A 12,324-nucleotide genomic window follows, 5' to 3' on the forward strand; every position below is an offset into this window, starting at 1 on the left:
AGGCGAAAATCGGTAATTGCAGCAAACGTGCAGTAGCGTTATTTCCGCGATTAAACGAAGGAAAATACCATGGCCCACAACCTCCACAAAACGCTAAAGGAATTCGACAGCGGTTCCGGTAAAGGCAAGTTCTACTCGCTGCCGCAACTCGGCAAGCAGCTCGGCGTGAAGATCGATCGTCTGCCGGTGTCGATCCGTCTCGTGCTCGAGTCCGTGCTGCGCAACTACGACGGCAAGAAGATCGCGGAAGAGCATATCGAGCAACTCGCGAACTGGAAGCCCACGGCGTCCCGCGTCGACGAAATCCCGTTCGTCGTCGCTCGCGTCGTGCTGCAGGACTTCACGGGCGTGCCGCTGCTCGCCGACATCGCCGCCATGCGCGGCGTGGCCAAGCAGGTCGGCAAGGACCCGAAGGTCATCGAGCCGCTCGTGCCGGTCGACCTCGTGGTCGATCACTCGGTGCAGATCGACTACTTCCGCCAGAAGGACGCGCTCGACCTGAACATGAAGCTGGAATTCCAGCGCAACAACGAGCGCTACCAGTTCATGAAGTGGGGCATGCAGGCGTTCGACACGTTCAAGGTCGTGCCGCCGGGCATCGGCATCGTGCACCAGGTGAACCTGGAATACCTCGCGCGCGGCGTGCACAAGAAGGCCGAAGGCGGCGACACCGTCTACTACCCGGACACGCTCGTCGGCACCGATTCGCACACCACCATGATCAACGGCATCGGCGTGGTGGGCTGGGGCGTGGGCGGCATCGAAGCCGAAGCCGGCATGCTCGGCCAGCCGGTGTACTTCCTCACGCCGGACGTGGTGGGCGTCGAACTCAAGGGCAAGCTGCGCGAAGGCTGCACGGCCACCGACCTCGTGCTCACGATTACCGAAATGCTGCGCAAGGAGAAGGTCGTCGGCAAGTTCGTCGAGTTCTTCGGCGAAGGCACGGCCTCGATCGGCGTGCCCGACCGCGCGACCATCGGCAACATGGCGCCGGAATACGGCGCGACCATGGGCTTTTTCCCTGTCGACGAAAAAACCATCGACTACTTCAAGGGCACGGGCCGCACGCAAGCCGAGATCGACGCCTTCGCGAACTACTTCAAGGCGCAGGAACTCTTCGGCGTGCCGAAGGCCGGCGAGATCGACTACACGAAGACGCTCACGCTCGACCTGAGCACGGTGGCGCCGTCGCTGGCCGGTCCGAAGCGCCCGCAAGACCGCATCGAAATCGGCAACGTGAAGTCGACCTTCACGGACCTGTTCTCGAAGCCGGTTGCGGAAAACGGCTTCAACAAGAAGGCCGCCGACCTCGCCGCCGAATACGAAGCGGGCGAGAAGGTCAAGCTGCACAACGGCGACGTGCTGATCGCCGCGATCACGTCGTGCACGAACACGTCGAACCCGAGCGTGCTGCTGGCCGCGGGCCTGCTCGCGAAGAAGGCCGTGGAAGCCGGCCTCACGGTCGCGCCGCACATCAAGACCTCGCTCGCGCCGGGGTCGCGCATCGTCACGGAATACCTGACGAAGACGGGCCTGCTGCCGTTCCTCTCGAAGCTCGGCTTCGAACTCGCGGCCTACGGCTGCACGACCTGTATCGGCAACGCGGGCGACCTCACGGCGGAACTGAACGAGTCGATCGTGAAGAACGACGTGGTCGCGGCGGCGGTGCTCTCGGGCAACCGCAACTTCGAAGCGCGGATTCACCCGAACATCCGCGCGAACTTCCTGGCTTCGCCGCCGCTGGTCGTGGCTTACGCAATCGCGGGCAACATCACGCGCGACCTGATGACGGAACCCGTCGGCAAGGGCAAGGGCGGCCGCGACATCTATCTCGGCGACATCTGGCCGACGAGCGACGAAGTCAACGCGCTGCTCAAGTTCGCGCTCGATCCGGAAGAGTTCCAGAAGAACTACAGCCAGCTCACGAAGAAGGGCGACCTGTGGAGCAAGATCGAAGGCGAGGAAGGTCAGGTCTACGACTGGCCGAAGTCGACCTACATCGCCGAGCCGCCGTTCTTCGGCAGCGAATTCTCGATGAAGCCTTCGTCGGACGTGCCGGAAGTCAAGGGCGCGCGCGCACTGGGCATCTTCGGTGACTCGGTCACGACCGACCACATCAGCCCGGCCGGCTCGATCAAGGAAGACTCGCCCGCGGGCAAGTGGCTGAAGGAAAACGGCGTGCAGAAGGCCGACTTCAACAGCTACGGCTCGCGCCGCGGCAACCACGACGTGATGATGCGCGGCACCTTCGCGAATGTGCGGATCAAGAACCTGATGATCCCGGCGAAGGCCGACGGCACGCGCGTGGAAGGCGGCCTGACGATCCACCAGCCGAGCGGCGAACAGCTCTCGATCTACGACGCCGCGATGAAGTACATCGACGCCGGTACGCCCACCATGGTGTTCGCGGGCGAAGAATACGGCACGGGTTCGTCGCGCGACTGGGCCGCCAAGGGCACGCAACTGCTGGGCGTGAAGGCCGTGGTCGCACGCAGCTTCGAGCGTATCCATCGCTCGAACCTCGTGGGCATGGGTGTTTTGCCGCTGCAGTTCAAGGGCGCGGACAGCGTGCAGTCGCTCGGCCTGACCGGCGAAGAAACCTTCGACATCGAAGGCCTGACGAACGACTTCAAGCCGCAGCAAGATCTGACGCTCGTGATCCACCACAAGGACGGCAAGGATCAACGCGTGCAAGTGCTGCTGCGTATCGACACGCCGATCGAAGTCGACTACTACAAGCACGGCGGCATTCTGCCGTTCGTGCTGCGCTCGCTGCTCGCAGCGTAAGCCAGCGGTTTTGCAGGTGCCGCGCCCGGCAACGGGTGCGGTCACACTTAGGGCCCGACGCAAGTCGGGCTTTTTTTTCGCGTGCGCGTTGGCGTTGGCGGGTTCGTTGGCGTGCGGCGAGTCGCGTGGCCGCGCTTACTCCGGCGCGCGCGCCGAGTTCGCATCCACATAGACCCACGCCGAGTCGCCCAAGGCGAGCCGCACCTTGTCACGCCGATACGAGGCGACTTCGTATTCGTCGGCGTGACGCAATTCTTCGGGCGTGATCGCGAACACGGTGCCGCTGATCTTGTCGGTGGGATTGCCGGTGAAAGTGACGACGGGATGGTGGGTCTTGCCGCTCGTCGCGACCACTTCGGGGTCGTCGATCTTCAGCATGGCGAGCGAGTAGCCCGGCATTTCGTCGGCGCGCCCTTCGAGTTGGCGGCCGAAGGTGGCGAGCTGGACCGGCTCCAGCTGCAACGTACCGTAGGAAAACAGGAGTTCGGAGCGCGCGTGGGTTGGCGTGGTCATTTGTGGTCCTTGCCCGTGGTGATTGGGAAAGGAATTTTATGCGACGCCGCAGGCGCGTGCAGCGGCGCGCGCCATACGCCGTGCCTTACTCGATCAGCTTGTTGAGCGTTGCGAACTCGATCAGCGCCGCCAGCGAAGACACCCCGAGCTTGTCCAGCACGCGCGTCTTGTAGGTGCTCACCGTTTTGTCCGAGAGGCCGAGCCGCGCCGCGATGCCCTTGTTGCTCATGCCGCGCGCGAGGTATTGCAGCACTTCGACTTCGCGCGGCGAGAGGCCGTTGAGCGCGATGTCGCGGCCGCCGCCGCAACTGCCGGCCGGAAAGCAGTCGTAGCCGAGCAGCACCGCCTTGACCACGCCGCACAATTCCTCCACACCGCGATTCTTGTTGACGTAGCCGTTCGCGCCCGCCACGCGTGTGTGATTGGCCATGACCAGTTCGGGCTTGGCCGACAGCACGAGGATGCGCGCGTCCGGCTGCTTCGCGCGAATGCCGCGAATGACGGACAAGCCGTCGAGCTTCGGCAATTCGAGATCGAGGATCACGAGATCGGGATGCAGTTCGTTGACGAGGCGCAGTCCCTCTTCGCCGTCACCGCATTCGCCCACCAGCTCGTATTCCGTGTTCAGCACGTTGGCGAGCATCTTCAGGACGATGGGATGATCATCGATTACGACGATGCGCTTCATTTGATGTTCCATGGCGGTGTGAGTTTCGTTTGTCCCTTCAGCGGGAATCTCACAGACTGACTGACACGTGGTCGTTTTTGTATAGGAAAGTTCTTAAACGACCTGAGTCGTTGGCGACCGGGTTAACCCGCAAAGCTCAATACGCACGCGGCACGCAGACGTATCGCCGGGTTCGCGCAATGGCTGGCCGTGCGGGCGCGGTGCACGCGACGTCAGTCAATCGTCAACGAAAGTGCCATGCCGAACGGGGACGAACCGGCCCTGAATTCTCGTGCCGCCATTGTCGCGGGCTGAACGCAGTGGGTGCGCAGTGCGTAATTACCTGGCAATCCGAAGCATATGGCGATGTCGACGAGGCATCGCTCATTGCGTCGATCCGGTAACCGGGGCGGCGACTCAGGCTGGCGACCCGGGGCTGGCAACCATTGGTCCACGCGGCAACCAGCCGTTTCCTTTCCTCCGGGCGCCGCCTGGGCGACAATGCTCGTTCCCTGCTCCATCCGCTAACGAGAGTCACGTATGAACCAGGCATCGACATTCCCCGTTCCGCCCTCGCCCCACGATCTCGTGATGGCCGACGCGCTGCAGCTTTCGCAATGGATCCGGCTGCGCAAGGTGTCGTGCCGCGACGTGATGAGCGCGTTTCTCGACCATATCGAACGCGTGAACCCGGCTGCGAACGCGATCGTCTCGCTGCGCGAGCGCCCCGCATTGCTCGCCGAAGCCGCTGAACGCGACGCGCAACTCGCGCGCGGCGAATATCTCGGCTGGATGCACGGCCTGCCGCAAGCGCCGAAGGATCTCACCGCGACCGCCGGGCTCGCCTCGACGCAAGGCTCGCCGCTGTTTCGCCACGAGATCCCCACAACCGACGCACTCATGGCCGCGCGCATGCGCGCCCAGGGCGCGATCTTCATCGGCAAGACCAACACGCCCGAGTTCGGCCTCGGCTCGCACACCTACAACACGGTGTTCGGCACCACGCTCAACGCCTACGACCCCACGCGCAGCGCGGGCGGCAGCAGCGGCGGCACGGCCGTGGCGCTCGCGCTGCGCATGCTGCCCGTAGCCGACGGCAGCGACATGATGGGCTCGCTGCGCAATCCCGCGGGCTGGAACAACGTGTTCGGCTTCCGTCCGTCGCAGGGGCGCGTGCCTTCGGTGCCCGCGCACGATCTCTTCTTCCATCAGCTCGGCTATGCCGGGCCGATGGGCCGCAGCGTCGGCGACCTCGCCATGCTGCTATCCACGCAAGCCGGCTTCGACGCGCGCGCGCCGCTCTCTATCGCCGAAGATCCCGCGCAGTTCGCGGGTTCGCTCGAACGCGACGTGAGCGGGTCGCGCATCGGCTGGCTCGGCAACTACGACGGTTATCTGCCGATGGAAGACGGCGTGCTCGCGCTGTGCGAAAGCGCGCTCGCGCAGTTCGAGGCGATCGGTTGCAAGGTCGATCCCACGCGCCCCGACTTCGCCATGGAACGCGTGTGGCAAACGTGGCTGACGCTGCGGCACTTCTCGTGTGCGGGCACGCTGGGCGGCTTCTACCGCAATCCCGAGCAGCGCGCGCTGCTCAAGCCCGAGGCGCAGTGGGAAGTGGAAGGCGGCCTGAAGCTTTCGGGCGAGGACGTGTGGAACGCCACGGTCACGCGCAGCCAGTGGTACAACGCGCTGCTCGCGCTGTTCGAGCGCTACGACTATCTCGCGCTGCCGAGCGCGCAACTGTTCCCGTTCGACGCGCGCGAGCCCTGGCCGAAGTCGGTCGCGGGCCGCGTGATGGACACGTATCACCGCTGGATGGAAGTCGTGATCGGCGCGAGTCTCGCGGGCTTGCCCGTGATCAGCGTGCCCGCGGGCTTCAACGCGCAAGGTCTGCCGATGGGCGTGCAGATCATCGGCAAGCCGCACGCCGATCTTCGCGTGCTGCAACTCGCGCATGCGTACGATCAGGCCACGCAATGGGTCAAACGACGTTTGCCGCCCGCCTTGAGCGCTTGATCGTCGCCGCTCGATCGGGATCGACCGAACAAAAAAAAACAGCGCCGAGGCGCTGTTTTTTTACGTCGCGCGAAACCGCGTCACGCTTTCACGGCACGCGCCGCGTTGCGGCCGCGCAGCCATTCGAGCGCGAGCAGCAGGCAGGTCGAGAACACGATGAGGATGGTGGCGAGCGCGGCGATCGTCGGGCTGATGTTTTCGCGGATGCCGGTAAACATCTGGCGTGGCAGCGTGGTTTGATCGGCGCCCGCGAGAAAGAGCGTGACGACCACTTCGTCGAACGACGTCGCGAACGCGAACAACGCGCCCGAGATCACGCCCGGCGCGATCACCGGCAAGGTGATGCGAAAGAACGTCGTGACCGGATTCGCGCCCAGCGACAGACTCGCGCGCACCAGATTGTGATTGAAGCCCTGCAACGTGGCCGCCACTGTCGTGACGACGAACGGCACGCCCAGCGAGGCATGCGCGAGGATCAGCCCGAGATACGTGTTGGCGAGCCCGAGCGGCGCGAAAAACAGATACATGCCCACGCCCACCACCACCACGGGCACGATCATCGGCGAGATGAGCACCGCCATCAGCAGCGCCTTGCCGCGGAAGTCGGCCTTCGTGATGCCGATGGCCGCGAGCGTGCCCAGCACCGTGGCCACGACCGTGGCCGCCGGTCCCACGATAAAGCTGTTCTTCGCGGCCATGCGCCACTCGTCGGACATCACGAGGTTTTCGTACCAGCGCAGCGACCAGCCCGGAATCGGGTACACGAGGAACGTGCTCGACGAAAACGACAGCGGCACGATCGCGAGCACGGGCAGGATCAGATACAGCAGCGTGAGCACGACGAGCGCGCGCAGCACGAAATACCACACGCGTTCGACTGCCGACGTGTGCGGCGCAAAGAGCGGTTTCGCGAATTTCATGCTCGCTCCTTAGCCGAGACTCAGTTGCGTGCGCGTGAAGCGCCCGTAGACGAAATACAGCACCGTGGTCGCCACCAGCAGCAGCGCGCCCAAGGCGCACGCCATGCCCCAGTTGATCGACACGTTGGTGAAATACGCCACGTAATAGCTGACCATCTGGTCGCCGGGACCGCCCAGCAGCGCGGGCGTGATGTAGTAGCCGATCGAGAGGATGAAGACGAGCAGCACGCCCGCGCCCACGCCGGGATACGTCTGCGGCACGTACACGCGCCAGAAGGCCGCGAACGGATGACTGCCGAGCGACACGGCCGCGCGCTGGTAGGTGGGCGGGATCGACTTCATCACGCTGTAGAGCGGCAGCACCATGAACGGCAGCAGAATATGTGTCATCGAAATGTAGACGCCCACGCGGTTGAACAGCAACGCGAGCGGATGCGAGACGAGCCCGCTGCCCATCAGCGCCTTGTTGACGAGGCCCTCGCCTTGCAGGATCACGATCCACGCGGCCACGCGCACGAGGATCGACGTCCAGAACGGAATCAGCACGAGAATCATCACGAGATTCGCGCGGCGCTCGGAGAGCGTGGAAATCCAGTACGCGAGCGGATAGCCGAGCAGCAGCGCGAACAGCGTCACGAACACGCTGATCACGAAGGTGCGGCCGAACACGTCGAGGTAGATCTGCTGATCGGGGTCGGCGGCCACGATATGGCCGAACGCATCCTGCCGATGGTCGAGCGAGGCCAGCAGATAGAACGGCGAATAGCGAGAGCCGTTCTTCGCGATGGCCTGCCAGTACGCTACGTCGTTCCAGCGGTCGTCGAGTTCGGCGAGCTTCGCGTGGGTTTGCGCGGGCGTGAGCGTGAGCGGCTTGCCGTCGTCGCCGGCGAGCGGCATGGCGCGCGCGGTCTTGGCCACGAGCGAGCGATAGCCCGCGATCTCCACGTTCAGGCGGCGGGCGAGCGCGCCCATGGCGTCGCCGTCCTGCACCGCCGTGAGGTCTTGCGTGAGCGCCACATAGGCCACGTCGGGCGGCGCGCTCTTGCGGTCCCAGTCGCGCAACGCCGCGATGGTATGCGGCAACGCGGTGGCCACTTCGGGGTTCTGCACGGCGCGCGTGAGCAGCGCGGCGATCGGCACCACGAAAATCAGCAGCAGAAAAATCGCGAGCGGCGCGATCAGCATGAGCGCCATCGTGCGCTTCTTTGCCTGCGCCACGCGCAGCTCGCGCTTGAGGCGCGCGCTTTCCTCGCGCGCGGTGCTGCTCGCTACGTTGGTCGCGGTCGTCATCGTTGTCACATCCAGTCTCCTGTCGACCGGAGGCCGCGCACGAGTGCCCGCGCCGGCTCCGGTCCTGCGCCCGAGGGCGCCGTCCACGCGCCGCGCACGCCTTCACTGCGACGTGCGCGGCCGCAAACCTCGCTTACTTCGCGGCCCACGAAGCGAACCGCTGCTCCAGTTCGTCGCCGTGATCGGTCCAGAACGTGAGGTTCTGCTGCACCGCGTTCTTGCCGTTGGCCGGCGAGTTCGGCAGATTGGCGAGCGTCTTCGCGTCGAGCGACTTGATCGCGTTCGCGTTCACGGGACCGTAGGCGATGTGCTGCGCGTAGTCCTGCTGCGGCTTCGGCGAAAGCGTATAGGCGATGTACTGCTCGGCCAGCGCCTTGTTCGGCGTGCCCTTCGGAATCGCCCAGTAGTCGAGGTCGTAAATGCTGCCGTTCCACACGACCTTGAGGTTCTTGCCTTCGCGCTGCGCGGCGTCGATACGGCCGTTGTAGGCTGTCGACATCACCACGTCGCCGGCCACGAGGAACTGCGGCGGCTGCGCGCCCGCTTCCCACCACTGGATATTCGGCTTCAGTTCGTCGAGCTTCTTGAACGCGCGGTCCTGGCCGGCCTTGGTCGCGAGCACCTTATAGACGTCCGCCGGCGCGACGCCGTCGGCCATCAGCGCGAATTCGAGGTTGTACTGCGCGCCCTTGCGCATGCCGCGCTTGCCCGGGAATTTCTTCACGTCCCAGAAGTCGGCCCAACCCGAGGGCGCCGTCTTCAGCTTGTCGCCGTTATAGGCGAGCGCCGTGGACCAGACGAAGAAACCCGCGCCGCACGGCTGCTGCGCGGCCTTCATGAAGTCGCCCTTGCTACCGAGCTTGGCCCAGTCGAGCTTTTCGTAGAGACCTTCGTCGCAGCCGCGCGCGATGTCGCCGGTTTCGACTTCCACCACGTCCCAGTTCACGTGCTTCGCTTCGACCATGGCTTTCACCTTGGCCTGCTCGCCGTTGTATTCCACGGCCGTGATCTTGTTGCCCGTTTGCGACTGGAACGGCTCGTTGAACGCCGCCTTCTGCGCGTTGCCGTTCGCGCCGCCGAAGTTCACGACGGTCAGTTCCGCGGCGTGCGCCACGCCGAACGAAAGTGCGAGCGCGGCCGCGGCCGCTGCAATGCGCATGGTGCCGATCTGCTTCATGGTGTAACCCCTTCTCCTTGGTGGTTTGTCATGCCGGGCGCCTGGCGGCGAACGCCGCGAACCCGGTTGTCCAGACATCGAAACGCGTAACGAAGCGCCGCGCACGACTACGCGCGCCGCGCCCGCGCGCCTCAGGCGAACACGCGCAGATGCTCCGGCGCGAACTCGAGCGCGACCGGCTGGCCGGGCGCGAAAGCGTCGAGCGCTTCGGTGCCGAGCGGCACCTTCACGAAGCACTCGTCCTGTTGAGGCAGACCGCAGCGCATGCGCACGTGGTCGCCGAAATAGATGAGACCGCGCGCCTCGCCCGCGAGCGCGTTCGCGCCGTTGCTTCGAGCGCTGTCGCGTTGCGCGAGCTTCATGCGTTCGGGCCGGATGCAGGCGATAGCGCTCGCGCCCGCCTGCGCGCCCGCCACGTTGCGGCCCTTGAGACGCGTGCCGTCGGCGAGATGCATTTCGCAGTACTCGCCATCCACGGCGGCGATGGTGCCGCGCAGCCGGTTGCTGTCGCCGATAAAGTTCGCCACGAACTCGTTGCACGGCGACTCGTAGAGCCGGTCCACGCTGTCGAGCTGCTGCACGATGCCTTTATCGAACACGGCCACGCGGTCCGACATGGTGAGCGCCTCGCCCTGATCGTGCGTGACGTAGACGAACGTCACGCCGAGCTTTTCGTGCAGCGATTTCAATTCGTACTGCATATGTTCGCGCAGCTGCTTGTCGAGCGCGCCGAGCGGTTCGTCCATCAGCACGAGCTTGGGCTGGAACACGAGCGCGCGAGCCAGCGCGATGCGCTGCTGCTGACCGCCCGAAAGCTGCGCGGGATAGCGCTTCGCGAAGCCTTCCATGCGCACCATCTTGAGCGCGTCGTTCACGCGTTGCGCGCGTTCGGCCGTGGGCACTTTGCGCACGCCCAGCGGATACGCCACGTTCTGCTCGACCGTGAGATGCGGGAACAGCGCGTAGTTCTGAAACACCATGCCGATGTCGCGCTTGTGCGGCGGCACGTTATTGAGGAGTTTGCCTTCGAGACGAATCTCGCCGCCCGTGGGGAATTCGAAACCCGCGAGCATCATCAGACACGTGGTTTTCCCTGAGCCGGACGGCCCGAGCAGCGTGAGGAATTCGCCCTGGTAGATATCCAGATCGAGCTGCTTCACAACCAGCGTTTCGCCGTCATAGGTTTTACGCACGCCACGAAAACTGACGATCACGTCCGAGGTCTTCATTCGCCGTCTCCTTCCTTTTTTCCTCAGATGTTTGCAGCGGCACGCACTGCTTTTGTACTCCGGTTAAAAATTTCCTGACACAGGCATTAACCAGAACTGACGTGCGAATTACTATAGATGGGTTCGGCTCTATCCAATGGAGCCATTTCATTATTCCCGATGGAACCACTTGGCCATGGTGATCCTGTCCGACTGGCTCGCGGCGCAACTCGACAAACACAGCGCCGAACCCGCCTACCGCCAGCTTCTGCAACTCATGCAGCAGGCCATACTCACGGGCCGGCTCGCGCCCGGCACCAAGCTGCCGAGTTCGCGCACGCTCGCGGGCGATCTGGGCGTGGCGCGCAACACGGTGCTGCACGTGTACGACCAGTTGAGCGCCGAAGGCTATGTGATCTCGTCCACCGGCAGCGGCACCTACGTGGCCGACACGCGCCCGGACAGCGCCGCCGTGAACCCCGCCGCGAACGCGGAAGGCGCGGCCGGCAATGCGCCCGACGAAGCGGCCGGCGAGCCAGCGCGCGAGACCTGCCCGCGCGGCGACATGTCGAAGCGCGGCCAGCGCCTGATCGACCAGGCCGGCGTATCCGCGAAACAGTGGGGCGCGTTCATGCCGGGCGTGCCCGACGTGGCTGAATTCCCGGCGCGCACGTGGAGCCGTTTGCAGGCGCGCCTGTGGAAATCGGCGAATCACGGGCTGTTGACTTACGCGCCCGGCGGCGGCTACCGGCCGCTACGGCGCGCGCTGTCCGACTATCTGCGCGTTGCGCGTTCGGTGCGCTGCACGCCGGAGCAGATCATCATCACGACCGGCATTCATCAGTCGATGGATCTCGCCGTGCGCCTGCTCGCCGATGTGGGCGATCGCGCGTGGGTGGAGGAACCGTGCTACTGGGGCGCGCGCAGCGTGCTGCAGTCTTCGGGGCTCACGCTTGCGCCCATTCCCGTGGACGACGAAGGCCTGAACCCACGCGAAGCCGACTTGCGCGAGCCGCCGCGCATCGCGCTCGTCACGCCCTCGCATCAATATCCGCTCGGCATGGTGATGAGTCTCGCGCGCCGCCGCATGCTGCTCGAATACGCGCGCCAGCATAAGGTGTGGATCGTCGAGGACGACTACGACAGCGAGTTCCGCTACGGCAGCCGGCCGCTCGCGTCGCTGCAAGGACTCGACGATTCCGACCGCGTGATTTACGTGGGCAGCCTCGGCAAGCTGCTGTTTCCGGGCTTGCGCATTGGCTACATGGTCGTGCCGGAACGGCTCGCGGCCACCTTCCGCACCGGCGTGGCCGAGTTGTATCGCGAAGGACAATTGATGCAGCAGGCCGTGCTCGCCGAGTTCATCATGGACGGCTACCTGACCTCGCATGTGCGCCGCATGCGCACGCTGTACGGCGAGCGCCGCCAGTTGCTGATCGACGCCGTCACCCAGCATTTCGGCGACGCGCTGCCCGTGATGGGCGACGAAGCGGGCCTGCATTTCGTGCTCGGTTTGCCCGAGGACGCCGACGATCGCGCCATCACCGCGGCGGCCTTCGAAGCGGGCGTGATCGTGCGTCCGCTCACCGCCTACTACAGCACGCGCCAGCAACACCAGGGACTGCTGACGGGTTACGCCTGCGTGCCGCACGACGAGATCGCGCCCGCGTTCGCGACGCTCGCGCAAGTGATCGAAACGCACGCGTTCGCGCAGCCGCGCAAGCGGCGCCGCGTGGGTTGATTCAA

9 protein-coding genes are annotated in these 12,324 nt (G+C 64.9%); 3 read left to right on the forward strand and 6 right to left on the reverse strand.

The features are described 5' to 3' along the window. The first annotated feature begins 69 nt into the window (after nucleotides 1-69). Nucleotides 70-2,787 (forward strand): aconitate hydratase AcnA, encoded by a 2,718-nt coding sequence (gene acnA, locus FAZ98_RS18190; protein WP_158952691.1) that lies wholly within the window; start codon nucleotides 70-72, stop codon nucleotides 2,785-2,787. 135 nt (nucleotides 2,788-2,922) lie between these two features. Here acnA and FAZ98_RS18195 read toward each other — a convergent pair whose 3' ends face one another. Together FAZ98_RS18195 and FAZ98_RS18200 are read right to left on the reverse strand one after the other, a co-directional pair. Continuing rightward, the gene (locus tag FAZ98_RS18195) at nucleotides 2,923-3,300 is read right to left on the reverse strand and encodes a gamma-glutamylcyclotransferase family protein (protein WP_158952692.1); all 378 of its coding nucleotides are present in this window, start codon (nucleotides 3,298-3,300) and stop codon (nucleotides 2,923-2,925) included. A gap of 85 nt (nucleotides 3,301-3,385) precedes the next feature. Then, complete coding sequence (locus FAZ98_RS18200) at nucleotides 3,386-3,988, reverse strand: response regulator transcription factor (protein ID WP_158952693.1); 603 nt, start codon at nucleotides 3,986-3,988, stop codon at nucleotides 3,386-3,388. Between the two features lie 519 nt (nucleotides 3,989-4,507). Between FAZ98_RS18200 and FAZ98_RS18205 the strand changes: the two genes are divergently transcribed. Next, nucleotides 4,508-5,983, forward strand: coding sequence for an amidase (locus FAZ98_RS18205; protein ID WP_158952694.1), 1,476 nt, complete (start codon nucleotides 4,508-4,510; stop codon nucleotides 5,981-5,983). Between the two features lie 80 nt (nucleotides 5,984-6,063). Here FAZ98_RS18205 and FAZ98_RS18210 read toward each other — a convergent pair whose 3' ends face one another. The 4 genes from FAZ98_RS18210 to FAZ98_RS18225 form a co-directional block, all read right to left on the reverse strand. Then, on the reverse strand, nucleotides 6,064-6,903 hold the full coding sequence (locus tag FAZ98_RS18210; protein ID WP_158952695.1) for an ABC transporter permease: 840 nt from the start codon (nucleotides 6,901-6,903) through the stop codon (nucleotides 6,064-6,066). 9 nt (nucleotides 6,904-6,912) lie between these two features. Continuing rightward, entirely contained in the window at nucleotides 6,913-8,193 is a 1,281-nt protein-coding gene (locus FAZ98_RS18215) for an ABC transporter permease (RefSeq protein WP_158952696.1), read from the reverse strand. A gap of 133 nt (nucleotides 8,194-8,326) precedes the next feature. Then, entirely contained in the window at nucleotides 8,327-9,352 is a 1,026-nt protein-coding gene (locus FAZ98_RS18220) for an ABC transporter substrate-binding protein (RefSeq protein ID WP_233272828.1), read from the reverse strand. A gap of 149 nt (nucleotides 9,353-9,501) precedes the next feature. Beyond that, a complete protein-coding gene (locus FAZ98_RS18225) occupies nucleotides 9,502-10,599 on the reverse strand; it encodes an ABC transporter ATP-binding protein (protein WP_158952698.1) in 1,098 nt (365 codons plus the stop codon). 169 nt (nucleotides 10,600-10,768) lie between these two features. Between FAZ98_RS18225 and pdxR the strand changes: the two genes are divergently transcribed. Continuing rightward, complete coding sequence (pdxR, locus tag FAZ98_RS18230) at nucleotides 10,769-12,319, forward strand: MocR-like pyridoxine biosynthesis transcription factor PdxR (RefSeq protein ID WP_158952699.1); 1,551 nt, start codon at nucleotides 10,769-10,771, stop codon at nucleotides 12,317-12,319. The last annotated feature ends 5 nt before the right edge of the window (nucleotides 12,320-12,324 follow it).

It is taken from the genome of Paraburkholderia acidisoli (genome assembly GCF_009789675.1).
GTDB lineage: Bacteria > Pseudomonadota > Gammaproteobacteria > Burkholderiales > Burkholderiaceae > Paraburkholderia > Paraburkholderia acidisoli.

Coding starts and splice junctions, on each gene's coding strand:
- FAZ98_RS18205 (WP_158952694.1), top strand. CDS start 4,508: ATGAACCAGGCATCGACATTCCCCGTTCCGCCCTCGCCCCACGATCTC.
- FAZ98_RS18210 (WP_158952695.1), bottom strand. CDS start 6,903: ATGAAATTCGCGAAACCGCTCTTTGCGCCGCACACGTCGGCAGTCGAA.
- FAZ98_RS18220 (WP_233272828.1), bottom strand. CDS start 9,352: ATGCGCATTGCAGCGGCCGCGGCCGCGCTCGCACTTTCGTTCGGCGTG.
- FAZ98_RS18225 (WP_158952698.1), bottom strand. CDS start 10,599: ATGAAGACCTCGGACGTGATCGTCAGTTTTCGTGGCGTGCGTAAAACC.
- FAZ98_RS18200 (WP_158952693.1), bottom strand. CDS start 3,988: ATGAAGCGCATCGTCGTAATCGATGATCATCCCATCGTCCTGAAGATG.
- acnA (WP_158952691.1), top strand. CDS start 70: ATGGCCCACAACCTCCACAAAACGCTAAAGGAATTCGACAGCGGTTCC.
- FAZ98_RS18195 (WP_158952692.1), bottom strand. CDS start 3,300: ATGACCACGCCAACCCACGCGCGCTCCGAACTCCTGTTTTCCTACGGT.
- FAZ98_RS18215 (WP_158952696.1), bottom strand. CDS start 8,193: ATGACGACCGCGACCAACGTAGCGAGCAGCACCGCGCGCGAGGAAAGC.